Annotated in this window: 22 protein-coding genes, 1 tRNA gene and 1 pseudogene; 7 read left to right on the top strand and 17 right to left on the bottom strand. The window is 37.5% G+C overall.

Annotated features, from left to right (window positions below):
• Positions 1-569 (bottom strand): annotated as a pseudogene (locus VJJ03_RS05300) (DNA methylase); the annotation flags it as partial.
• A gap of 260 nt (positions 570-829) precedes the next feature.
• Between VJJ03_RS05300 and VJJ03_RS05295 the strand changes: the two are divergent.
• Complete coding sequence (locus tag VJJ03_RS05295) at positions 830-1,063, top strand: hypothetical protein (RefSeq protein ID WP_323974279.1); 234 nt, start codon at positions 830-832, stop codon at positions 1,061-1,063.
• A gap of 172 nt (positions 1,064-1,235) precedes the next feature.
• On the opposite strand, the gene VJJ03_RS05290 is transcribed toward VJJ03_RS05295, so the two are convergent.
• From VJJ03_RS05290 to rbfA, 3 genes are read right to left on the bottom strand one after another with little or no spacing between them, the layout of a single operon-like run.
• Positions 1,236-1,937 carry a DUF4197 domain-containing protein gene (locus VJJ03_RS05290; protein WP_040358055.1) on the bottom strand — a complete coding sequence of 234 codons (702 nt, stop codon included), beginning with the start codon at positions 1,935-1,937 and terminating at the stop codon, positions 1,236-1,238.
• A gap of 54 nt (positions 1,938-1,991) precedes the next feature.
• The gene (locus VJJ03_RS05285; protein WP_323974277.1) at positions 1,992-3,200 is read right to left on the bottom strand and encodes an ABC transporter permease; all 1,209 of its coding nucleotides are present in this window, start codon (positions 3,198-3,200) and stop codon (positions 1,992-1,994) included.
• 4 nt (positions 3,201-3,204) lie between these two features.
• Complete coding sequence (rbfA, locus tag VJJ03_RS05280) at positions 3,205-3,597, bottom strand: 30S ribosome-binding factor RbfA (protein ID WP_323974275.1); 393 nt, start codon at positions 3,595-3,597, stop codon at positions 3,205-3,207.
• Between the two features lie 122 nt (positions 3,598-3,719).
• Between rbfA and VJJ03_RS05275 the strand changes: the two genes are divergently transcribed.
• The 3 genes from VJJ03_RS05275 to VJJ03_RS05265 are packed head-to-tail and all read left to right on the top strand — an operon-like array spanning position 3,720 to position 6,877.
• Entirely contained in the window at positions 3,720-4,403 is a 684-nt protein-coding gene (locus VJJ03_RS05275) for a DUF2461 domain-containing protein (RefSeq protein ID WP_009745758.1), read from the top strand.
• 42 nt (positions 4,404-4,445) lie between these two features.
• The gene (gene brnQ / locus VJJ03_RS05270) at positions 4,446-5,729 is read left to right on the top strand and encodes a branched-chain amino acid transport system II carrier protein (RefSeq protein WP_323974273.1); all 1,284 of its coding nucleotides are present in this window, start codon (positions 4,446-4,448) and stop codon (positions 5,727-5,729) included.
• Positions 5,729-6,877 (top strand): 8-amino-7-oxononanoate synthase, encoded by a 1,149-nt coding sequence (locus VJJ03_RS05265; RefSeq protein ID WP_323974271.1) that lies wholly within the window; start codon positions 5,729-5,731, stop codon positions 6,875-6,877. Before brnQ ends, VJJ03_RS05265 begins: the two co-directional genes overlap by 1 nt.
• Positions 6,878-7,043: 166 nt before the next feature.
• On the opposite strand, the gene VJJ03_RS05260 is transcribed toward VJJ03_RS05265, so the two are convergent.
• The 6 genes from VJJ03_RS05260 to VJJ03_RS05235 form a co-directional block, all read right to left on the bottom strand.
• Positions 7,044-7,736: an RluA family pseudouridine synthase gene (locus VJJ03_RS05260; protein ID WP_323974269.1), complete on the bottom strand. Its 693-nt coding sequence runs from the start codon at positions 7,734-7,736 to the stop codon at positions 7,044-7,046.
• A gap of 4 nt (positions 7,737-7,740) precedes the next feature.
• On the bottom strand, positions 7,741-8,559 hold the full coding sequence (panB, locus tag VJJ03_RS05255; protein WP_323974267.1) for a 3-methyl-2-oxobutanoate hydroxymethyltransferase: 819 nt from the start codon (positions 8,557-8,559) through the stop codon (positions 7,741-7,743).
• Between the two features lie 94 nt (positions 8,560-8,653).
• Positions 8,654-8,727 (bottom strand) — tRNA-Thr (locus tag VJJ03_RS05250).
• Positions 8,728-8,845: 118 nt separating this feature from the next.
• The gene (locus VJJ03_RS05245) at positions 8,846-9,808 is read right to left on the bottom strand and encodes a homoserine kinase (protein WP_323974265.1); all 963 of its coding nucleotides are present in this window, start codon (positions 9,806-9,808) and stop codon (positions 8,846-8,848) included.
• 10 nt (positions 9,809-9,818) lie between these two features.
• The gene (gene thrA, locus VJJ03_RS05240) at positions 9,819-12,254 is read right to left on the bottom strand and encodes a bifunctional aspartate kinase/homoserine dehydrogenase I (RefSeq protein ID WP_323974263.1); all 2,436 of its coding nucleotides are present in this window, start codon (positions 12,252-12,254) and stop codon (positions 9,819-9,821) included.
• Between the two features lie 137 nt (positions 12,255-12,391).
• Positions 12,392-12,595 carry a hypothetical protein gene (locus VJJ03_RS05235; RefSeq protein WP_323974261.1) on the bottom strand — a complete coding sequence of 68 codons (204 nt, stop codon included), beginning with the start codon at positions 12,593-12,595 and terminating at the stop codon, positions 12,392-12,394.
• A gap of 179 nt (positions 12,596-12,774) precedes the next feature.
• On the opposite strand from VJJ03_RS05235, the gene VJJ03_RS05230 reads away from it, so the two are divergent.
• A complete protein-coding gene (locus VJJ03_RS05230; RefSeq protein ID WP_323974259.1) occupies positions 12,775-13,536 on the top strand; it encodes an endonuclease/exonuclease/phosphatase family protein in 762 nt (253 codons plus the stop codon).
• A 111-nt stretch (positions 13,537-13,647) separates the two neighbouring features.
• Here VJJ03_RS05230 and VJJ03_RS05225 read toward each other — a convergent pair whose 3' ends face one another.
• The 7 genes from VJJ03_RS05225 to VJJ03_RS05195 all read right to left on the bottom strand — a co-directional run bounded on the left by VJJ03_RS05225 (position 13,648) and on the right by VJJ03_RS05195 (position 19,239).
• The gene (locus VJJ03_RS05225; protein ID WP_323974257.1) at positions 13,648-14,649 is read right to left on the bottom strand and encodes a hypothetical protein; all 1,002 of its coding nucleotides are present in this window, start codon (positions 14,647-14,649) and stop codon (positions 13,648-13,650) included.
• A gap of 49 nt (positions 14,650-14,698) precedes the next feature.
• Positions 14,699-14,992: a hypothetical protein gene (locus VJJ03_RS05220; RefSeq protein ID WP_323974255.1), complete on the bottom strand. Its 294-nt coding sequence runs from the start codon at positions 14,990-14,992 to the stop codon at positions 14,699-14,701.
• 21 nt (positions 14,993-15,013) lie between these two features.
• Positions 15,014-15,241, bottom strand: coding sequence for a PspC domain-containing protein (locus VJJ03_RS05215; RefSeq protein ID WP_009745768.1), 228 nt, complete (start codon positions 15,239-15,241; stop codon positions 15,014-15,016).
• A 3-nt stretch (positions 15,242-15,244) separates the two neighbouring features.
• On the bottom strand, positions 15,245-16,522 hold the full coding sequence (locus VJJ03_RS05210) for a DUF2851 family protein (RefSeq protein ID WP_323974253.1): 1,278 nt from the start codon (positions 16,520-16,522) through the stop codon (positions 15,245-15,247).
• Positions 16,519-17,316, bottom strand: coding sequence for a diadenylate cyclase CdaA (gene cdaA / locus VJJ03_RS05205; RefSeq protein WP_323974251.1), 798 nt, complete (start codon positions 17,314-17,316; stop codon positions 16,519-16,521). Before cdaA ends, VJJ03_RS05210 begins: the two co-directional genes overlap by 4 nt.
• Before the next feature lie 47 nt (positions 17,317-17,363).
• Positions 17,364-17,993: a hypothetical protein gene (locus tag VJJ03_RS05200; protein ID WP_323974249.1), complete on the bottom strand. Its 630-nt coding sequence runs from the start codon at positions 17,991-17,993 to the stop codon at positions 17,364-17,366.
• 112 nt (positions 17,994-18,105) lie between these two features.
• Positions 18,106-19,239: a GTP cyclohydrolase gene (locus tag VJJ03_RS05195; RefSeq protein WP_323974247.1), complete on the bottom strand. Its 1,134-nt coding sequence runs from the start codon at positions 19,237-19,239 to the stop codon at positions 18,106-18,108.
• Positions 19,240-19,426: 187 nt separating this feature from the next.
• On the opposite strand from VJJ03_RS05195, the gene VJJ03_RS05190 reads away from it, so the two are divergent.
• Both VJJ03_RS05190 and VJJ03_RS05185 read left to right on the top strand, forming a co-directional pair.
• The gene (locus VJJ03_RS05190) at positions 19,427-20,884 is read left to right on the top strand and encodes an ATP-binding protein (RefSeq protein ID WP_323974245.1); all 1,458 of its coding nucleotides are present in this window, start codon (positions 19,427-19,429) and stop codon (positions 20,882-20,884) included.
• 43 nt (positions 20,885-20,927) lie between these two features.
• Positions 20,928-22,337, top strand: a complete 1,410-nt coding sequence (locus VJJ03_RS05185) for an alkaline phosphatase (protein ID WP_009745774.1) — start codon at positions 20,928-20,930, stop codon at positions 22,335-22,337.
• The last annotated feature ends 4 nt before the right edge of the window (positions 22,338-22,341 follow it).

The following is a 22,341-nucleotide window of genomic DNA, read 5'->3' as shown; positions in this document are numbered from 1 at the left end:
AACTGAGTCCCTTTTTGTGCTTTGTACTTTTGATAATATTCATTGATTTTCATCGCACAATGAGAGGCTTTGTTATCGGGATGATCTTCGTACTTATCGGAGATCATTCGCATATCTAAGGACATTTTACGGGCATAATCAGTTGCGATAAGCATTTTGGCTTTTTCCTCGGACTCGGATAGTGGCGCATGCCCCAAGAGGGTTGCATTACCCGTTTTGGCAAACTCCATTAGTTTTTGAATGAATACCTCTTGATCGGGTGTAGGAGGTATATTGTGTAAAATTTCGTTCTTTTCGGGTCTGTCTATCCCAACATCCTTTGCGGTTTTATAATCGGTTATTTCAGCGTAAAACTGCGCTAATTCGGGTACTTTGATAAAGTAACGGAAGCGTTCTTTCTGCACAATGTTGTTAGCCACTGAAAATTCGTAATCGGTGGTCTTACGGGCATAGATTGCTGCCCAAGCATCGAAACAGTGAATTTGTTGCTTTTCTAAGGCTTGAGGACGCAGGTACTTAAAGAGCAAATAAAGCTCAGTAAGTGAATTGGAAATAGTAGTCCCCGATAAATCAACACAAGGAGCATGATTAATCTCAAGGCAATATTAAAGGGTTGGGAGAATTATATATTTACTAATCCCGAAATGGAAGCAAAGGCAAGGGAGAGGGCGAGAGTGTGTTCAACATGTCCACATGCAAAGGTGGGTACTTATCAGAAGTTTATGCCGGATTACACACTGAAAGATATTAAAGGCTTTAAATGTGATGTGTGTGGTTGTCCACTATCTACCTTATTGCGACAAGATGAAAAAGGATGTGAATTAAAAAAATGGGAATGATGAGGGTATATGATCAACTTAAGAAAATAGAACAGGACCTTAAGGTAGCTTACAAAAATGGGTGTAAAATCTCTTGTACCATTTTTAGAGATATAGAATTATATGAGCGCTATCAGGAGATGAAAGGGGGTAAGATGGATAGGTATACTATCTTATCAGATGATTATCGTTTAAGTGTTGGTGTAGTTCGTGGAATTATATATCAGCTATCAAAAAAAATTTAATGCTAAACTTACCACTATACTTACTACGAATTATATTTAGTGTTGATTATTAATTGGTTATGTGTTTGAAATTATAATATAGCTTTTTTATAGAGAGCATAAAATACCCTCTGAAAGTAAGACTACTTTCAGAGGGTATAATGTTAGCTATTCTGCTGCTTAGAAATATGTTTTACTGCTTAGCAAAAACCTTTTGTAACAAGGGAGTTGTTCTCGCACTAATGTTGGTACGAATATCTTCTTCTTTCTTAGCAACTTGTAAGAAAAGTCCCTCTACGGCTTTTTCTGTTACATAGTTTGTTAGGTTGGGGTTTACTTGGGTTACTAAAGGAATAGCATTATATTTATTGATAATATTAGACCATACCTCATCGGCTCCTACCTTACTAAGAGAGGCTTTTATTTTAGGAGAAAAAGCCTGTATCAGGGATTGGGTAGTAGTTTTCTTTAAGTATTGAGTAGCTGCATCTTTACCTCCTGTAAGGATTGCTGTAGCATCAGAAAAGGAAAGGTTTTTTACTGCATTGATAAAGATAGGTTTGGCTTCGGTTACAGCATCTTCAGCAGCACGGTTGAGCAGCTTTACCCCTTCATCGGCAAGACTTCCCAAACCAATACTTCTAAGGGTTTTATCTACCTTTTGCAGAGGCTCAGGGAAAAGAATTTTAGTAAGTGAATTGCCATAATAACCATCCTTTTGGCTAAGCAAATCCACGCCTTGGACAATCCCCAACTCTAAGGCTTGTTTCAGACCATTGGAAATATCCACTGAGGTAAGGGCACCTCCTTGTTGGGTGCTGTTCATAATGCTTTGCAAATCTGCACAGCTACTTAAGCAGAAAAAACTACTTACTAACAAAACGATTTTCTTCATTTGTAATGTATTTAAGGGTTATTTTTACTTGCTTGGTATAGAAAACTAATTTTATTAATCATTAATTTTGGTTCTGCTAGCCCCTATGGAAGAGGCTATAATTCCCAGTATTAGAATGGTAAAAAATACGATTATAATTTCTGAGAGGCGAATATCCATAGGATAAGGGATAGGAATGACGGCATTGGGGTTGATATACAGCATGGGGTGAACTTGCTGTAACCAGGCAATCCCTACTCCTAAACCTACGCCAAAGATAGCTCCTAATAAGGAAACTATTGTCCCTTGTAGAAAGAAAATACTCCGTATTTGTTTTAAGGTCATTCCCAGAGCAAAGAGCGTATATAAGTTCTTTTGTTTGTCCAAAATCATCATAATAATTGCTCCTACCAAATTAAATAAGGCTACAATGAGTACTAAGGTAAAAATCAGGTAAGTTGCCAAATTTTCTGTTTGGAACATCTTATAGAGGTCTTCATTAAGTGCCATACGGTCTTTTATCACAAAGGAATCCCCTAAAGCCTTTTGCAGATGTTTCTTTCCTTCATTGGCGGAGATACCCTTGGAGAGTTTGATTTCTAAGGCATTCACCTCATTTGCTTGTAACCCTGTCAAACGTTGGGCTAAGGATAGAGTGGCAAACACATACTTGCTGTCCAAGTCCTCCGTTACTTGATAATAGTCCGAGAGTAAGACCGTTTCCTCCCTATAAGGGGTGCTGGTGCTGGTGATACTACCCTTACCTGCCTTAGGAACAATAATTTGTAGAGGAGTGGTACTGGTGAAGAGTCCCAAATTCAGAGTCTCAGCAATAATGTTTCCCACCACTACATAATCATCATTTAGGAGCCAATCCTTTGGACTGATAACTAAGATACTATCTACAGCATTTACCTTAGGATAGTTTTCATCTACTCCCTTGATATAGGCAATATAGTTTTTACCTCTGCTGTTAAGGAATACTCTTTCTTCCAATACTTTGCTATAATAGGCAACAACTCCACTTTCTGTAAGGGCTTTTTCCTTATCAGGAGAAAAGGTGAATGTTTTTCCGCTCTTAGGAAATATTTTTAGGTCAGGGTCAAAGAAGTTAGAAAAAGACATGCTAAAGGTTCTCAAGCCCGAAAAACCTGCCAAAACAATCATTAGTGAAGCCCCTCCTACGATCAGTACGAAGATGGACATACGATTGATGATATTAATTACATTCTGCGAACTTTTAGAACGCACATATCGCCAAGCGATAAAGAGAGAGGCTTTCAAGAGGCTATGATTTTTTACGTTTGATAAGCAATTCAGGGTGTTCTATAGGGTTCTCTTCTCCTTTGAGAGAATGTTCTATCTGAGAAAGGTATTCTAAAGAATTATCTAAAAAGAAGCTAAGATCCGGCATTTTCCTTAGTTGATAGCGTGTTCGTTGGGCTACTTCATGCTTTATCTGAGAACTATTGGACTGTATAGCCGATAGAATCTCTACACCTCGTTCATTGGGAAATACACTAATATATACTTTAGCAAGAGTCAAATCCACAGTGACAGCTACCTTGGTAACGGATATAATAAGATTTGTCAGCCCGCCTGCTTGTACGGCACGCCCTAATATATCTCCTAAATCCTCCTGTAGAAGCCCAGCTATTTTTTTCTGGCGGTTGGTTTCCATTCTATACAATTTATTAAAACGTTGCAAAGATAGAAATAATTTAGAAATAATTTTATGTTTGTATCAAAAAAATTGTATCTTTGCGCTTTAATAAGTAAATTCGCTTATACATTAAAAGTATCATGGAAAAATTAACAAAATTAACAAATAATATATTTTCTTTTCTTTCTGAATTGGCTGTAAATAATAACCGTGAATGGTTTGTCAATAATAAGAAAGATTATGAACAAGCAAAGGATCAAGCAGAAAGTTTCTTTAGGGATATTTATTCAGAAATGCAAAAACATGATCATTTAGGTGCTATTAAGATATATCGTATATATAATGACTTACGCTTTTCTAAGGATAAACCTCCTTACAAAACACATTTTGGACTGTACTTTGGGAGGGAGCAGCCTAAGTATAGGGGAGGATATTATCTACATATAAGTCCTGAAAGAAGCTTTGCCGGAGGAGGATTTTTTAATCCAGAACCTAAAGATCTCTTACGTATTCGTCAAGAAATATCTGTGGATGGAGAAATTTTCTCACAGATTATGAACTCAGCTCCTATAGTGAAGTATTTTGATGGACAACTCTTTGGAGATGAGGTAAAAACTGCTCCTAAAGGGTTTAGCAAGGATGACCCGATGATTGCCTATTTAAGAAAAAAACAGTTCCTCCTCAAGAGAGATTTTTCCTCAGAAGAAGTGTTTAAGGATAATTTTTCTAAACAAGTAATAGATACTTTTATAGCTATGCGTCCTTTTTATGACTTTATGACTACTGCTCTCACTACAGACCTCAATGGAGAACCACTATATTAAAGTGAAGTATTAAAAAAGAATTCTTAATTTAAAAATGTAAAAATGAGATTATCTTTTGTACGCATTATTGTTACCTCTTTTGCCATGTTCTCTATTTTCTTTGGAGCAGGTAATTTTATATTGCCTCCCTACTTAGGAAAGTTAGCTGGAGAGCACTGGTTATTAGTCTCTATAGGTTTTTGTATTTCTGCTGTACTGATTCCTATTTTAGGGATATTTGTACAGGCACGCCTGCAGGGTTCTGTATTGGATTTTGGCAGGAAAATACATCCTTTTGTAGGAGTGCTATTGGGAGGCTTACTCTATGGGATATGCCTTGTATTTCCTATGCCACGAACAGCTTCGGTTAGTTATGAGATGATTTCAGCTTCCTTTGATGGAGAAATTCCCTCTTGGCTTATGTATCTGTTTTATATTATTTATTTCTTTTTGGTAGGGTATCTTTGTTATCAAAGAAATAAAGTATTGGACGTATTGGGGAAGTACCTAACACCTATTATGATAGGTGTTATATTATTACTAATAATAAGAGCTATTTTTCTGCAAGGTGAGGTGGAAATATCTTCTTTTGATAAACCTTTTGGACAAGGACTTTTGGAGGGATATCAAACTTATGATGCAATGGCATCTATTATCATAGGAGGAGTAATTACAGCTTCTTTATTTCTTGACAATTCTTTGGATAAGAGACAAATAAAACACCTGACTATTTATGCAGGAATGGGGAGTGGATTACTTCTTTTTATTACCTATACAGGATTTATCTACACGGGTGCTTCACAAGGAGGAAATTTTCTTGAGGTAAACCAGCGAGTCCTTCTGTTATCGCTTATAACTAAGCATGTTTTGGGAAGTATGGGAGGATTGTTACTAAGTATAGCCGTAAGTATCTCTTGTTTTACTACGGCTGTGGGGATTATTACAGGAGGAGCAGATTTTTTTAAAGCACTTACTCGTGGGGATGAACATACTTATAGGATATTTGTAACTGTTTTATGCATCTATAGTGCTATTATTGCACCTTTTGGAGTGGATTTTATTATAAAAATAGCCTATCCTGTATTGGTTCTTTTCTATCCTACAGTGATTGTACTCATTTTTTTACATTTACTCCCTTCTTATCTAGCTTCTAAACATGTGTTTAGAATAGTAAGTGTTGTAACTTTTCTTACCTCAATTCCTATTTTCTTAGAACAGTTAGATATTCATGTTATAGAGATACCTTTTCCCTTTCATGAATATGGCTTATCGTGGATTTTGCCTGCTCTTTGGGCATGGATTACCACGGTCATTATAGAAAAAACAGTTCTTAATATAAAAAAATAATGTATTCATCAATACCGAAAACACTTGAAGATGCACTTAAGTCACGCAAACAAATAAATACTTTCCGTAGTTTGTCTCTAAAGAATTATAATACTGACTTTTATTCCAATGATTATTTAGGACTGGCTTGTAACCCTATGGTTAAAGAATATGCCCTAAACTTATTGACTTCCTTCTCTTGGAAAAATGGGAGTACCGGATCTAGATTACTCTCTGGAAATTATGATTTGATAGAAAATGCTGAAAGTGTGATAGCCAATTATCATAATGCTCCTAAAGGATTAATTTTTAATTCTGGATATGATGCCAATTTAGGAATATTCTCTTCTATTCCGCAAAAAGGAGATATTGTCCTATATGATCAGTATATACATGCTTCTATACGTGATGGATTGCAATTAAGTAAAGCTCAACATTTTAAGTTTAAACATAATTCCTTAATTGATTTAGAGGAAAAGTTAAAAAAATTTTCTAATCAAGATATTACGCTTTATATTGCTACAGAAGCCGTTTTCTCTATGGATGGAGATATTCCCGATTTGGAAGCTATGGTTATCTTAGCCAAGAAATATAATGCCTATCTAATTGTAGATGAAGCACATTCAGTAGGTGTTTTCGGAGAAAAAGGAGAAGGTCTTTGTCAAAATTTAGGAATAGAAAAGCATATTCTCTTGCGTCTTATTACCTTTGGAAAAGCAATGGGAGCCCATGGAGCGATAGTCTTAGCAGATCAAATAGTAATAGATTATCTAATAAACTTTGCACGTTCGTTTATATATACGACAGCTCCTTCTCCTGGGAATATAGCTACTATATTAGCATCTTATTTGCTTTTACCAGAATTAGAAGAAAAAGAGAAGTTACAACAGAATATTACCTTTTTTATGAAGAAAGTCCGAGAATTTAATGCTATAAATAAAGAAGTTCAGTTCATTTGTTCTCAATCGGCTATACAGGGACTTATAATTCCTGGCAACGAACGTGTAGGACAGTTGGCTTGTACTTTACAGGAAAAAGGGTTGGGAATTAAGCCTATCCTTTCGCCTACAGTCCCTAAAGGTGAAGAACGATTAAGGATTTGCTTGCATAGTTTCAATACAAAGAAGGAAATAGAGCATTTATTTTCAATATTGAGCAGCATATTATGAAGTTTTTCAAAATTAAAACTTTACTCTATAAATAACTTTGTAAGATTCTAATCTATACTAATATTGTAAAGATACCTCGATTGATACTGATTAATATGTTAAGAAGTAATTTTTGAAAGGCTAAGGTAAGTTCTCCTTTCTTTGTTATTCTATAATAAGTCTGATATTATTTTTTTTTTAATAAGTTATTGAAGGATTCAGGTAGGGGAGCGGTGAGGCTGAGGGGTTCCTTTTTTATAGGATGGAGCAGTTCTAAAGTTCGTGCATGTAGGCAGATACTCCCATCAGGATTACTACGCTTGGCACCATACTTAAGGTCTCCCTTTAAAGGGCATCCTAAGGCAGCAAACTGTGCTCGGATTTGATGATGTCTTCCTGTAAGAAGTGTAATTTCTACTAACAGATAATGAGTAAGTGTAGCTAATACTTTATAGGTAAGTACTGCTTTTTGAGCTTTAGGTCGCTCACTAGAATAGGCGTATGACTTGTTTTGAGTAGTATTGCGGATAAGCCAATGGATAAGGGTATCTTCCATAGGAATAGTTTTTTTCTCCACCAAAGCCCAATAACGTTTGCAAACTTCTTCTTTGGTAGCAAAGGCAGCATTGAGTCGGGGAAGAGCCTTAGAAGTTTTAGCGAAGAGAACAATACCTGTAGTGGGTCTGTCTAAGCGATGTACTACTCCCAGATAAGCATCACCGGGCTTATTGTATTTCTTGACCAAATATTCCTTTACTATCTCACTTAAGGGGATATCGCCCGTTTTATCTCCTTGAACGATATCCCCTGCACGTTTATTAATAGCTATTAAGTGATTATCCTCATAGAGAATTTGCAAGTTTTGGACAGTAGTTTTCATTCCATTAATACTGTTCACTTTCGTTAGGGAAAGTCTGATCCTTCACATCACTGATATATTGAGTTATGGCTCCAGTCATAAGCTCATGTAAGTTAAGATATTGACGAACAAACTTAGGCTTATAATCTACAAACATTCCGAAGAAATCCTGAGAGACGAGTACTTGCCCATCTACTTCATGACCTGCACCTATGCCAATGGTAGGCACTAAAAGGCTCTGGGTTACTTCTTTAGCCAAAGCAGCAGGAATTTTTTCCAAGACGATGACCGAGCATCCTAATTCCTGTAAATAATGCGCATCGTCCTTGAGTTTTTGGGCTTCAGCTTGTTCTTTAGCACGGAGTCCATAACCTCCAAACTTATTGATGGACTGAGGAGTAAGTCCCAAATGCCCTATGACAGGGATTCCGGCACCCAAAATACGGCGAATCCCCTCACCAATTTCTCGCCCGCCTTCGAGCTTAACAGCTTGTACACCACTTTCCTTTATCATACGGATAGCTGAATCTAAGGCACGTTGAGGGTCGGACTGGTAAGTACCAAAAGGCAAATCGGCAACCACCAAAGCATGAGAGCAGGCACGTGCCACGGCAGAAGCATGGTATATCATAGCATCCAAAGTCATCGGTAGGGTAGTCTCATATCCTGCCATTACATTAGCTGCAGAATCACCTACCAAGATGATGTCAATACCAGCCCCGTCAATAATCTTAGCCATAGTATAATCGTATGCCGTAAGCATAGTGATTTTTTCTCCTTTAGCTTTCATAGCCTGTAGCGTTTGTACCGTTATACGCTTGGTTTCTTTTTTTGAAATAGACATTATTTTTAATGATTAATTGTCAATGATTAATTATTCAATTTTCCCCTTTGGAAAAGAAAAAGAAAAAAGCTGCCAGAGAGCTGACAGCTATTAGAGCCGGTAGAGGGATTCGAACCCACGACCCCGAGATTACAAATCACGTGCTCTGGCCAACTGAGCTATACCGGCGATTTTGCGGGTGCAAAGTTACAACATTTTTCTAAACCTGCAAGAAGAAAATCTATTTTTTTCTTATTTGCTAATTCCACCCCCAAGTGAAATTGATACTCGCACTAGCGTGGGAACATTAATCATTGAATTTTGTGATTCTACAGCCTTTGCCATTGGCTAAATCTTCAATAAAGGAAAGAGTTTTTATGCCTTGTCCTGCATAGATTTTGTGTAGCTCAGTGAGAATACGATCGGCTATAGTGTGGGACTCGGCAAAGGCAAAAACGGAAGGACCTGAACCAGAGATACCAAAAGTGATTCCTCCCGCGGCAAGGGTAGCTTCCTTCATTTCATCAAAATAAGGAATAAGTATCTTTCGAGAAGGCTCTACCAGAAAGTCTTTGGTGGCTTTTCTAAGCAGTTCGTAGTCCTCTTTATATAAACCACTTACAAAAGCCCCCATGGCAGATACTTGTTTGGAGACAATATCTAAGGATACATGTCGGGAGACGATACTGCGTGCTGAGGCGGTATTGACCTCTATATTAGGGAAGAAGGACACCGCATGTAAGCCCTTAGGCAAGGGCAGACGTATAGGTTTGTTCTGATACAAAAGTACAATTCCTCCCAGAATTGCGGGGGAGACATTGTCATAATGTGCTGACCCACAAGCAGCACGCTCTCCTTCAGCTGCAAAGGGTAAGAGTTCTTCCAAGGTGAAGGGACTACCCATCAGGGTATTATAGGCGAAAGCCGCAGCGGCACTGCTGGCACTGCTGGAGCCTAAACCACTGCCTGAGGAAAAACCTTTGCGGATGCGAACATCTACATATACGGGATTTTCTATTCTCTCCTGCATGGCTTGAATAACTACTGTACAGGAATTCTTTTCTACCTCATAGGGTAGGGGAGTGGTACTTTCTATAAAAGTAATCTTATTTTGTCTACAATCATTAGGAGTTACTTCTACTTTGTCACCTACTGAGGAGAGAGAGATGCCTAAGACATCAAAGCCTACATTCACATTAGCAATAGTAGCAGGAGCGAAACCACAGACGGTCTCTTGTATAGGATTTGCTTTTCTAAGCGATTGATTCATAGAATTTCAATTATTTTTGTTTATTAGCTACATACATTACATCGGAAAGTACCCCACTAGCAGTTACTTTGGCACCTGCTCCTGCACCCTTGATGACGAGCGGTTCGATAGGATACATATCAGTATAAAAAGCAACAATATTATCCTTACCATTCAATTGATAGAAAGGACTATTAGGAAGTATTTCCTGTAAAGAAACTTTGATGTCTCCTTCCAAAAGTTGAGCTACTACATTGAGTTTAGCGCCCTTGTCCTTTACTTTGTAATAGAGGTCTTGGAAGAAACCCTCATTCTTTTCGAGTACCTCATAGAAACCCTCTACCGAAGGCGTTTCTAAGGATTTTTCAGGAAGGAAACTTTCAAAGACTACTTCGCTCATTTCCTTACGATAACCTGCCTCACGAGAGAGGATCAGGATTTTACGGATTACATCCAAGCCACTGAGATCTATACGAGGGTCAGGTTCAGTATATCCTTCCTTTTGGGCTTGTTTTACAATTTCTACGAAAGGTGTAGTGGCGTTGTAATGATTAAAAATAAAGTTCAGACTACCGGAGACTACTGCATCAATACGGTGGATAGTATCTCCACTAAGCAGTAGGTTCTGTAGGGTTTTAATAATTGGTAAGGCAGCCCCTACAGAAGTTTCGTATTGGAAATCACAATTTTGGTTTTTGACCAGCTCCATAAGTGTCGTATATTGCTGCAAGGGTGCACTTCCTGCAATTTTGTTACAGGTAACCAATGAAATAGACTTGCGAATCAGTAAGGGGTAGAGTGCCGCAATCTCAGCCGAAGCGGTGTTATCCACCACGATACTATTGCGCCTATTGGTTGTGATAATTAGTTCTGCCAAAGCTGTAGGAGAGGGGTAATCGGAAGCCTTATCTGAAGAAAGAGTCGTAAGAGCCTCCTGGGGTAATCCATTATCATTGAACACATATTGATGGGAATTGGCAATCATGACTACCCGTAAATCCACTTTGTGTTGCTTACGAAAGTATTCCTGTTGTTTATAGACAATATCAATAAACTGTCCGCCCACATTTCCTACCCCTATGATAAAGAGGTGTACCCGCTTGATGACCTCTTGAAAGAGACGCTCATGTACCACATTGACTGCCTTGTGTTCATCACGAGCATCAATCACTACTGAGATATTGCGTTCAGAAGCTCCCTGTGCAATTGCCTGAATATTCACGCCATTAGCACCTAAGGCGCTGAACACCTTACCGCTAAGACCTGTTTGGTGGTTCATATTATCTCCAATAAGAGCTAAAATTACATGGTTATCAGTACGTTCTATAGGATTGATAAGCGAGCCTATTTCTTTAGCAAATTCGTGCTGTAAAGCCTCTTTGGCACTCTTGGCGTCACTGGTTTTGATTCCGAAACAGATACTCTGTTCGGAGCAACTCTGGGTGATGAGAATCACATTCACATCGGCCTGTTCGAGGGCTTGGAAGACACGGCGGGCACTTCCCTTGGTACCTGCTAGCCCAATTCCTGAAATGGTAATCATACTGATGTCACTCAGGGTAGAGACGCCTAACACTTTATCGGTATGTCCTTGGGTAGCCACATGGATACGAGTACCCTTTTCTTCGGGCGATAACGTATTGAGTAACAGCACAGGAATTTTCTTTTCCATAGCAGGACGAATAGCAGGAGGGTAGATCACTTTGGCTCCGAAATAGGCCATCTCAAAAGCCTCTTCGTAGCTCATTTGGGAGATTACTTTGGTATTCTTAACCAACTTAGGGTTAGCATTTTGCATACCATTGACATCGCTCCAGAGTTCTACTTGCTTGGCTCCTAAGCAATAGCCATAGATGGACGCTGTATAATCCGATCCTCCCCTGCCCAGTACCACCAATTCCCCCGTAGGGTTAGCGGCGATATAGCCAGGGGCGATATAAGAGACCGATGTATCTATCTGCTGCATACGCTTTTGCGTTTGAGGGAAATCCACTACCGCATTGAGTGGATCACCCTCAGCTACAATATAATTTTCAGAAGGCAAGTAGCTTACCGCAACACCTTCTTGATTGAGGTATTCACAGATGATAAAGGAAGAAAGCAGTTCGCCCTGCGCCATGATACGAGCCTTGGTGCGCTCGGAGAGTTCCCCCAAGGTACAGATACTATTACACAGATTTTCAAGGGTGAGTATTGTTTTTCCGATATGTACTAATGCATTAGTTTGTTTGTTAATATGCAAGAGCGATTTTGCCATAGTGATATGCCTTTCCTTAAGTGCTTCAAGAATAGGCTGACACGTGTTTTTTAAGGCATTTTCCCCTAAGGATTGTAGAGTATTGGTAACCCCAGAAAAGGCGGAAACCACCATGATAAAAGGTTCTGTTTGTTTTTTTGCAATCTGCACTACACGTTGCAAATTTTCCACTGACCCCACCGAGGAGCCTCCAAACTTAATTAGTAACATATATTTGTGTAATTTTTTATTGATTTATTGCTTTTTTCTTTACAAAATATAAAATGAGTGAAATCACTTTTAAGGGCAAATTGCCATTTGCCCCTACGCCTGCTCATGCTAATTTCTCGCAAACTATTTCTGATGGGCTATAAAATAGACTTAGAAAATTCTTTTTCTCCAAAGGAAATACGTCCTAAATCATCTTTGATAGCTATTTCTGTACCCATGAAAGGATTTTGTCGTACCTTTATAATTTTCCCTTTAATCCATTCTTTGAGTAATGTTAGATTAGGCGACATTTCCACTATGTCTTCTACCTTAAAAGTCTCTTTGGTATTTTCCTTTTTCATAATAACATATTTTGAGGGCAAAGGTACAATTTTTTAATGATTAATGACTAATTTTAAAATGAAGAATAATAACTCAGAATTTAACTTAGTAATCGAACTTACATTTACTGCTAAATCAGTGCGGAAAAATAACAATTAATTTTGTATATTTGTGGCTAAAATAAGAACAATTTTTTGTTATGTATAAAATAGCTACTTGGAATGTAGAACGCCCTAAAAAAGGAACTGAGAAAAAAGCTCTTGTTATGGAGAAAATCAAAGAGATTAATGCAGATATTTTAGTCCTTACTGAAAGCGCTGTCAGTATGTCTTTGGCTGAACTATATCCTTTTTCTGTACATTCATTAGTCTATGAAAGGACTCCAGAAGAACACTGGGTTTCTATTTTTTCTAAATGGAAAATTACGAAACAAATAGAAACTTTTGATAATTTTCGGACAGCCAGTGCTGTTGTAGAGACTCCTTTTGGAAAAGTAATAGTATTTGGAACTATTATTCCCTATCATCAAGCAGGAGTATCGGGGGTAAGATATGGGTGTTTGGGCTACAAACAATGGGAATATCATGAAAAAGATTTGCATCAACAAGCTAAAGAATGGGGGCGTATTCTTGAGCAAGAGGGCTTGCCTATACTTGTAATGGGAGATTTCAATCAAAGTAGATATAATAATCAAGGATATGGTACTGAAAAAGTAAGACAGATACTTTCTGACTACCTTAGCCAATTGGATTTGACTTGTATAACAGAGTGCGATCTTTCTTCTTTCTTACATATTGACCCTATCAAACATAAGGTGAGAAACAATATTGATCATATTTGTATCTCCAACACTTTTATAAGGAAGGTAAAAGGATATCAGGTAGGTGCTTGGGATCACTTCACTGAACAAGGTAAGTATATGTCCGATCATAATGGAGTCTTTGTTAGTTTTGAAATGTGAGATAAGAATCATAAATATTCTGATAACTAAGTTGTTATAAAAGAAAAAACAGGAGGGGTTCCTTCCTGTTTTTTGTTTAGCAAAGGTAATAAACAATTGATATACTGTATATTACCTATCCTTATTCCAATCCCAAGCAGGATATTTAAGTAAAAGGTTATAAAGTTCTTGATCACTATAAAGGGTATCCCCCATATCTATATAAAGGGAATGAGGTGGGTTTGTTTGTAGATAACGCTGGAGGAAATGGGTAAGTACCTCTTTGCCAAAATCGGCATTGCTATATTCTACTAAGAAGCATTCAGGTTTCTCGAAGGGAATATCCATAAGTTCTTCCTTGGAGAGTGCCCTTAAAAGGCGATTGTTTCTGATAAACTGTATCCACTGGCGAGTTTCTTTTTTGAGAAATGTATGGATGGTGATGTAACGATAAGTCCCATAAAAATCAAGCCCTTCAAGATAGGAAGTGATACTGATTTCTTTCTCTTGAAAGAAGAGCATGATTGAAGGTTTTAAAGAGATATCTGTCTGTGGGAGTTGTAGCTGTTCTTTCCACTTGCGTAAGATTTTGAGTAGTAGTGTTCTGTTCTTTTTTAGCTTGATAAAGGTGGGTAATTTTGCTACCATTGTCATTCCCTCTCGTTCACGTAGGTCAGAGGCTATATAGTCCTCCATTAGCAGTAGGTGGGTGATATTCTTAGCCCAAAAGAGGTGTCCCCGTATGTTTTCTTGGAAGTAGTAGGGCAAGCCAAAGACATCATCGCACTGAAGACCACTATCTTGGGTTGAGAAAGATTCATAATAGCTCTCATAACGTGGCTTTACCTCATACACTTCATGGCAATGAGGACAAGAAACCTTGATAAGCTCACTTTTTTCTTTAAGTCCTTTCTGTGAGTGTCTAATAGGAGTGCCACAATTAGGGCAATTAAAGAGAGTAATTGCTTCAAAGTATTGCAAATCCTCTTGAGAAGAATGAAAAGAGCAACATGAGCATCGTATAACAGCTCCTTCTTGGGTATAAGTAATATGTGCAGCTCCCTGACATTCAGGACAAGCTACCCATAGGGGTTCTTTCCAAATAGGAATATATTTTTCAGTGTAACGCTTCATTAGTGGTAAAAGGTAAGAATAAGTATTATTACTGATTCTGTTATGGAAATTACATAAAGAAAGAAAAATGAATCATTTCTCTTCCTGTCCAAGCCGATAATATAGAAATTTTACATATCTTTTCTTTTTCTCTTTCTTCCCAGAAGGTACGAATTTCATCAATATCTTCATTAAGGTAATTTTCAAAAGATAGTTGAAAGATGTTTAGGAAAGAATAGGTTACTATTTCTTCTTTGTAATCCTTTAAGGTTAGTTTTAATACATTGTTTCGATAAGATAATTCAACTACTTGACCATCAGGATAGGAAGGCACTTTATTAGTACCTAAAAATAAAGTATCCATTTTTGAATTCTCACTAAAAAGTTACAAATCAAACACAGAGCTGCGTTTTCGTCGGATCAGATCTTTGATTTTCAGGGCGAAGGCGAAGGCGAAGTAAAGTCCAAAGCCTGCACCAAAGATAAAACTGATATAAATAAAGAATAGGCGGACATACTTCACGCGTAAGCCAAGACGTTCGGCAATACGTGTGGAGACATTGAAGCCATTGCGTTCAAAGAAGACGCGTATGGAGGTAAAGGTCGTATTCATAGGTTACTTTTTTAGAAGTGCTTTGCCTACTTGGCAAGTCATACAAGCATGTTTGTTACAATATTTCTTATATAGCTGGAGGATGGCTTGGCTTTCCAAGGCATTGGTATTGGGTAAAAGGAGCTTTTCCCAGCGTTCTAATATGCTATTGTGTTCAGCGGGGGTGGTGCGCATCTTTGCTTTGCAGTCGGCTAAGATGTCTTTACCTCGGGAGCGGGCAAAGGCGTACTGCATGGGAACGATGGTATTAATCCACAGATTAGCTATCTGTGCAGGGGTAATACGCTTGCTGCTTTCTTTGCTCTCTTTCCCAAAGGAAAAATGGTTTTTCCAATAGGAGGAAGGAGTAATTTTTCCAAACAAGTCAAGAGCTTTGTGGTAAGAGTCCAAGGACATACACTTATCAAATAATGACAGCTCTTGATGATACAGCGCCGCTATCTGTGCCAAGCGAATAGTAGGGAAGTTAGGCGGACGCAGTTTGGCAAATTGTACTTTGAAGAAGACAGGAGGGAGTGTATGCTTATGGACTAAGTATTGATATTCTTGCTGGAGGGATTGGTAGTACGGACAGTTGATATTGGTAGCCTCCAATAAGCGTAACTGTCCCATTAGAAGAGCTTCAAGCTGAGGAAGTTCATGCATTTGCTTGCGGATCACTGAGAAGGGGAGTTGCTTACCTGCTTCCCAAAAGGCTTCTCCGTTGATATTGCCTCCAAAACTTTTAAGTAATTTTAGAAAAAAAACAGCTTCCCAGTCCTGTTGGGTCTCTTGTAAAAGGGTAAGTATAGGCTGTGCCTTCTCTTGGAGTCGTTCTGTATAGAGCTTGTTTAACCAATTGGTAATAATATTGTTATGGAGAGAAGGAATCTTTTCCTCACAAGGGATAAAGGAAGCTTGTGCTTGTTGCAAATGAGTATATTTTTCTACTAAATCATCAGAAATGATGGGCTTGAGCTCTAAAGTGGGGATGATGTTCTGCTGAAAATCAAATACTTCTACATCATGTTCCCATACCACATGAAGAATTACATTCCCATAAGATGGATCTTGCTCATGATGATGTGCATACCATTGGGAAGAAGCTGTATGTAGTTCCACATTGCCTGCCCACTGGAGCGTACCCATACGTAGGCGTGCATTGAAAAAGTCAGGTCCACCGTAGGGGTTAGTCTCTCCATAGGAAAGAATATTCAAATTCTCTCCATTGGAAAGTTGAAGAGGAGAATCTGGGAGCAGGTGCTCAGCCCAGAGATATTGTAAAAAATCCTCACGTATCATTTGGAAAGTTCTTCAGTTAGGAGGGTTACCAGTTCACTATCGGTGCCATAAGGGACAAATTCACCATTGTTGATATAGGATATTTTCCCTGTTTCCTCTGAAACCACTAAAGCTAGTGCATCTGTTTTCTCGGTGATGGAAACAGCAGCACGGTGTCTAAGACCGTATTCCTTTGGGATTACACTTTGACTTACTACAGGCAGGATCACGCGAGTGGCTACGATAAAGCCATCTTGTACGATAATTGCTCCATCATGGAGTGGACTATTTTTGTAGAAAATACTCTCTAGGATAGGTTGGTTTAGTTCAATATTCATCTTATCGCCTGTGGCACGGACAAACTCTAAGGATTGATTGCGCTCTAAGATAATTAGTGCTCCTGTACGATCTTCTCCCATTTTTCTACAGGCAGAAACTAAAGTTTCACACATGTGTGCAATGGCAGTATTTTCGGTAGTCTTTTTTAGAAAAGAAAACTTTTTCAAGAAATTCTTACTATTGATGACATTAGTAGACCCTAATACCAATAGAAACTTACGTATTTCCTGTTGGAAAACGACAATCAAAGCAAAGAATCCCATACCAATGAACTGTCCCAAAATACCACTGAGCAAATCCATTCCAATGATTTGGGTGAGTTTCCAAATGATAAAGATAATAACAATACCTAAGAAGATACTAATGGCAACTGTCCCCCTGAGCAAGCGATAAATGTAATATAACATCAAGCCCACTAAAACGATATCCAAGAGGTCAACAAAAGTAAAATTCAAGAAATCAAAGGATTGCAACATTTTTAATAGTCAATTAAGTATTAATAATATGAGGCTGAAAATAAATTCTATTTAGCAATATCTGTAATATAAATAGGAGAGATGGAATTACCAATGGATTGATAGAGCCTGTTATCGTAAATATCTATGAACTGTTGAAAGGACATATCTCCACTGAATATCCAAGTGTAAGAAGTATTTTTCAATACATTAGACTCTTCCCAAGATCTTTTTTCTACACTGTCTTTCTTAAGCCGAAAACCATCAGGGTAAGCAAAGATAAGAGGCTCAGATTCCTTGAAAGCTGTTTGTGGAGCATAAGGTAAGAAAGTATTTTCTGTAAAATCAATAAACCCTAAGCGCTGATGAGGTATATCCGCCACTGACCAATAGTTATGTGAATTTGGATTGTGATGTGGGTTTCTCGGGTTTCTTTTTTTCTCCTGTAAAAAGATAAGATACTTGGCTACCTTTCCAAGTGTATTTCTTTTATCAATATGGAATACCCAATGTGTGGAACTTATCAGTCCATTAGGGTTGAACTTTGCTGATCCGGTTCTCTCTTCATAAAAGATATATACCTCAGAATAATCCTCTATTTGAGTGATTTTAGCTTCTTGTACTTGTGGAAGTTGTATCTGTTTTTTCTGACAACTCATAAGCAAAAAAACTCCCAAAAGGAATATATAGCGGCTCATAATAATATCTTTTAAAGGTATAGAAAGTTATAAAAACCTTCCTTTATCCATTGTTTTGTACTCATATCGCAAGTAGTGATAGTGATAATTATCCCTCATTATTGCAAATTTTCTATTTTTTACCTTTTACTATGGCTTTTTTGTAGGTAGATCTACGGCTAAAAGTAGTGGGATTAAAGTTTTTCCAAAGTCTCTGAACTACGATATTATCCTCTAGTTCAGGGGTGATGATAAATTGTTCTACTCCTTTTTCTTTGAAGAGTAAATAGCAATCACGAAAGAGCATAGCAGGGACTCCTTTGGATTGATACTCAGGACTGATACCGATAAGATAAAACTCTAATATTTTAGGATTCCGGCGGGCTTTCCATAGGTGATAGAAACCAAAAGGGAAAAACTTTCCTCGCGCTTTTTGTAATGCTTTAGAAAAAGAGGGAATCATAATAGCAAAGCAAATGATTTTACCCTCCTTATTGAGAATAAACTTGATAAATTCAGGTAGAACAAAAGGGATATATTTTTCCTTAAAATATTCTTTTTGCTTTTCAGAGACAGGAATAAAGGTAGAGAGATTAGCATAAGAGGTATTGAATAGGTCAAACATCTCATCTACATAAGGAATGATATCCTTATTGGTCTTAATAGGAGCGTAAGAGAGTCCATAACGGCGTTCAACCACATCTCCTGCCTTCTTATAAGGTTCAAAATCCACATCCTTGAGATAAAAGAAAGATTCTACATAGCTCTTTTCTTTTTTCCAACCAAGTTTTTCTAAGTGTTTGGCATAATAAGGATAGTTTGTCCAAGTAATCATACTTCCAATATGCTCAAAGCCAAAGGTCTGTATTCCTACCTTATCCATATTGGAGAAGCCCATAGGTCCCTCCACATAGTCCAGTCCTAATTCGTATGCTTTATCTAAGGCTTTTTTTAGAAGTGCATCAGTAACCTCAATATTATCAATCATATCCAACCAACCAAAGCGTACCTTACGCACTCCCCGATTAATTTCATAGTGATTAATAATCACGGCTATACGTCCTACAACAATATGCTCATCATTATAGGCTAAATAGAAAGTAGCTTCACAGTTCTCAAAGGCAGGATTCTTTTCTGGGTCAAAGGTAGTCAATTCCTCTGAAATCAAAGGAGGCACCCATGTCTTACTATTTTTATATAAGGAGAAAGGGAACTTCACAAAATCAAGCATCCCTTTTTTGCTATTTATCTTCTTTATGGTAATCATTAAGGCTTCTTCAAGAAATCAGGTGCAAAAATACAAAATAAAGAGTAATTAAATAATGATTAGTAATTAATTAACATATATGTTAATTGTTAAAAATTGAAAGATGATACATCTGCACATTTTTTTTCGTATCTTTGCCACATGTTAAGTTAGGATTATTTATTTTTTACTTTAATTAATCACTTGAATGAAGTCCTTCCGTTCTTTACGGTTTCGTATTTTTGTGAGTCTTATTGGTATTACGATACTTTCCTTTATCACTATTGCGATAGTAACCATCTACCAATATCGTAAGCAGTCGCGTACTTATCATAATGAACGTCTTCTTCGCAAAGAAGAACAGCTTGCTATGCAGATACGTTATGTGCTCTCACAAACTACTTTTCCTGTGGAGGATAGGTATATTCCCCTTATCTTTCGGGAAGAAATATACCGAATTGCTGATATTGAAAATATTAACTTCAATCTTTATAGCATTAATGGAACCTTTTTAATAAGTTCTCAGGCAGGACTCAGGGACAATAAAGAGCTACATTGCATCTCAGATACAATTCTTACCACTCTTTCCAATTCAATGGATAAGCGGTTAGTATTTCAAACAGCTCTTGAGGGGGACAATTATCAGTATTCCTATTCCTATATCAATGACCTACAATATAAGCCTTTACTAATCTTACACATTCCTCACTTTGAAAATGATACTTTTAATGAAGGTTTCTTGCTTAATTCCCTTTATAATTTAGGAGGGGTATATACGGTGATATTACTGGTAACAATAGGAGTTGCCTTTGTTATTTCTCGTTATATTACTCATTCTTTAAAAGAAATACAAAAAAGATTACGAACGACTCATTTTCTGGGAAAAAATGAAAAAATCATTGTTAAGAATACTACTACTGAGATAGGAGAACTTATCTTTTCCTACAATGAAATGGTAGATGAGATAGAGAAAAGTAAGAAAGCTCTTGCTAAGATAGAGCGTGAGAAAACCTGGAAGGATATGGCTAAGCAGATTGCACATGAGATAAAAAATCCACTTACTCCTATGCGCCTGAGTGTACAAAACTTTGAGCGTAGATTTGACCCTAATGACCCTTGTGCGAAGAAGAAAGTAGCAGATTTTACTCAAATGCTCCTTCAGCACATTGACACTCTTTCTGATATTTCAGATGCCTTTTCAGCCTTTGTTTCTATGCCTTCCCAGAAGAAAGAGGTAGCTGACCTTAATGCTGTTATACGCCGTACTATTGCCGTATTTGACTTGCCTTATATTCATTTTACCAGTAGTCAAGAGGAAATTCTTCTCTCCATTGACAAGAATCAGATGAATCGCATGTTAACCAATCTTTTAAAGAATGCTCTTTATGCTACAGAAAGTACTGCTGACCCTCTTATAGAGGTTTCTTCTTTTGTAGAGGGAAAAGCCGTTTATATCATTGTAAAGGATAATGGCTCTGGAGTTCCCTTAGAATTGCAGGAGCGTATATTTGAACCTAAATTTACCACTAAAAATACTGCAGGATCAGGCTTAGGTTTAGCAATGGTAAGGCATATAGTAAGTGCTCATGGAGGAGAAATAACCCTTTCCTCTGAAGAGGGAAAGGGAGCTAGTTTTGTCGTAAAATTAACAATAAAAAATGAATAAAAAGTAATTTACATATAATTTATACTTATAAAAATTAGAAATAATGCAAAGAAGAAAATTCTTAAAAAGTTCCGTATTTGCGGGATTTGGTTCCCTTTTCCTTCCTTCTGTAGCTCAAGGACAAGCATCAGAAGCCTTTGCTCGTAAAAAAGCAAAGAATATCATCTATATGGTTAGTGATGGAATGAGTGTAGGTACTTTAGTTATGGCAGACCTTTATTCCAAGCGGATATTAGGGCATAGCAGTGCTTGGTTCTCTCTCTATGAACAGAAACTCGCCGTAAAAGCCTCTATGGATATGCAGTCAGCAAGCTCTGTTGTTACTGATTCCTCTGCGGCTAGTTCTTCTTGGGGAAGCGGACACCGTATTATCAATGGTATGATTAATATAGGGGTTAATGGTGAAGAATATACACCTATTTTACAAAAATTCAAAAAAGCAGGTAAGAAAGTAGGCTGCGTAACCACGGTGCCTATTACTCATGCAACTCCTGCAGGTTTCTGTACCAATAGCAAACAACGAAAAGCACAACCCAAAATAGCAGAAAATTATCTTGACTTGCGTTTTGATGTTATGTTAGGAGGTGGAGATAAGTACTTCAACAGAGAGAAACGTTCTGATAAGCGTGACATGTATGCTGAGTTTGTAGCAAAGGGCTATACTGTAGTCAAAAATACTTCTCAAATGAATACAGCTCCTAAAGATATACCTCTGTTAGGGGTTTTTGATAATGATGGTTTACCTTATACTGTTGATGAGAATAGTACTACCAAAAATGCTACCATTCCATCCTTAGCACAGATGACTCAAAAGGCTATTGAAATGATGTCAGATCATAAGAAAGGTTTTGTTTTACAAGTGGAAGGAGGAAAAGTGGATTGGGCTGCACATGGCAATGATATTGGCGCTTTGCTCTTTGACCAATTAGCTTTTGATGATGCTATTCGTGTGGCTATTGACTTTGCTAAAAAGGACGGTAATACTTTAGTGGTAATTACTTCTGATCATGGAAATGCTAATCCTGGACTCATCTATGGAAAAGAATGTAATAAGAACTTTGATAACTTAGCACATTTCCGTCATTCTAATGACTTTACTTTGCAAAGCATCAATCCTACAGATTCTCTTTCTCAAGTAAGAGAACTTCTTTCCTATAATCTTGGGAATATCCCTTTCACTCAAGATCAAGCCAAAGAAATCCTTTCTTACTACACCGAGGGTAAGCAGGAGGATGGTTTATATAATTATAAAAAACTTCCTTATCGTCTTTTGGCAGAAATGCAAAAGAAATATACCTCAGTAGGATGGATTAGTATGGATCACTCTTCTGATTATACAGAACTGGCTATGTATGGACCTGGTAGCCAAAACTTACCTCCTTTTATAGAAAATTATAAGATGCATAACTTTCTATTAAGTGCTGCTGAAGTTGATTTGTTAGAAAAATATTAAATAC

Origin of the sequence: Capnocytophaga sp. G2 (assembly GCF_035282625.1) — a bacterium.
Classification (GTDB): Bacteria; Bacteroidota; Bacteroidia; order Flavobacteriales; family Flavobacteriaceae; genus Capnocytophaga.
This window is presented reverse-complemented; position numbering and strand designations above follow the sequence as displayed.

What these genes read in the sequence shown, in the direction of transcription:
- VJJ03_RS05245 (WP_323974265.1), bottom strand. Translation starts at nt 9,808, where the DNA reads ATGAATCAATCGCTTAGAAAAGCAAATCCTATACAAGAGACCGTCTGT.
- VJJ03_RS05185 (WP_009745774.1), top strand. Translation starts at nt 20,928, where the DNA reads ATGCAAAGAAGAAAATTCTTAAAAAGTTCCGTATTTGCGGGATTTGGT.
- VJJ03_RS05230 (WP_323974259.1), top strand. Translation starts at nt 12,775, where the DNA reads ATGTATAAAATAGCTACTTGGAATGTAGAACGCCCTAAAAAAGGAACT.
- VJJ03_RS05265 (WP_323974271.1), top strand. Translation starts at nt 5,729, where the DNA reads ATGTATTCATCAATACCGAAAACACTTGAAGATGCACTTAAGTCACGC.
- panB (WP_323974267.1), bottom strand. Translation starts at nt 8,559, where the DNA reads ATGTCTATTTCAAAAAAAGAAACCAAGCGTATAACGGTACAAACGCTA.
- VJJ03_RS05235 (WP_323974261.1), bottom strand. Translation starts at nt 12,595, where the DNA reads ATGAAAAAGGAAAATACCAAAGAGACTTTTAAGGTAGAAGACATAGTG.
- VJJ03_RS05195 (WP_323974247.1), bottom strand. Translation starts at nt 19,239, where the DNA reads ATGATTACCATAAAGAAGATAAATAGCAAAAAAGGGATGCTTGATTTT.
- VJJ03_RS05210 (WP_323974253.1), bottom strand. Translation starts at nt 16,522, where the DNA reads ATGATACGTGAGGATTTTTTACAATATCTCTGGGCTGAGCACCTGCTC.
- VJJ03_RS05215 (WP_009745768.1), bottom strand. Translation starts at nt 15,241, where the DNA reads ATGAATACGACCTTTACCTCCATACGCGTCTTCTTTGAACGCAATGGC.
- brnQ (WP_323974273.1), top strand. Translation starts at nt 4,446, where the DNA reads ATGAGATTATCTTTTGTACGCATTATTGTTACCTCTTTTGCCATGTTC.
- VJJ03_RS05275 (WP_009745758.1), top strand. Translation starts at nt 3,720, where the DNA reads ATGGAAAAATTAACAAAATTAACAAATAATATATTTTCTTTTCTTTCT.
- VJJ03_RS05295 (WP_323974279.1), top strand. Translation starts at nt 830, where the DNA reads ATGGGAATGATGAGGGTATATGATCAACTTAAGAAAATAGAACAGGAC.
- VJJ03_RS05200 (WP_323974249.1), bottom strand. Translation starts at nt 17,993, where the DNA reads ATGAGCCGCTATATATTCCTTTTGGGAGTTTTTTTGCTTATGAGTTGT.
- thrA (WP_323974263.1), bottom strand. Translation starts at nt 12,254, where the DNA reads ATGTTACTAATTAAGTTTGGAGGCTCCTCGGTGGGGTCAGTGGAAAAT.
- VJJ03_RS05220 (WP_323974255.1), bottom strand. Translation starts at nt 14,992, where the DNA reads ATGGATACTTTATTTTTAGGTACTAATAAAGTGCCTTCCTATCCTGAT.
- rbfA (WP_323974275.1), bottom strand. Translation starts at nt 3,597, where the DNA reads ATGGAAACCAACCGCCAGAAAAAAATAGCTGGGCTTCTACAGGAGGAT.
- VJJ03_RS05190 (WP_323974245.1), top strand. Translation starts at nt 19,427, where the DNA reads ATGAAGTCCTTCCGTTCTTTACGGTTTCGTATTTTTGTGAGTCTTATT.
- VJJ03_RS05290 (WP_040358055.1), bottom strand. Translation starts at nt 1,937, where the DNA reads ATGAAGAAAATCGTTTTGTTAGTAAGTAGTTTTTTCTGCTTAAGTAGC.
- VJJ03_RS05260 (WP_323974269.1), bottom strand. Translation starts at nt 7,736, where the DNA reads ATGAAAACTACTGTCCAAAACTTGCAAATTCTCTATGAGGATAATCAC.
- VJJ03_RS05225 (WP_323974257.1), bottom strand. Translation starts at nt 14,649, where the DNA reads ATGAAGCGTTACACTGAAAAATATATTCCTATTTGGAAAGAACCCCTA.
- cdaA (WP_323974251.1), bottom strand. Translation starts at nt 17,316, where the DNA reads ATGTTGCAATCCTTTGATTTCTTGAATTTTACTTTTGTTGACCTCTTG.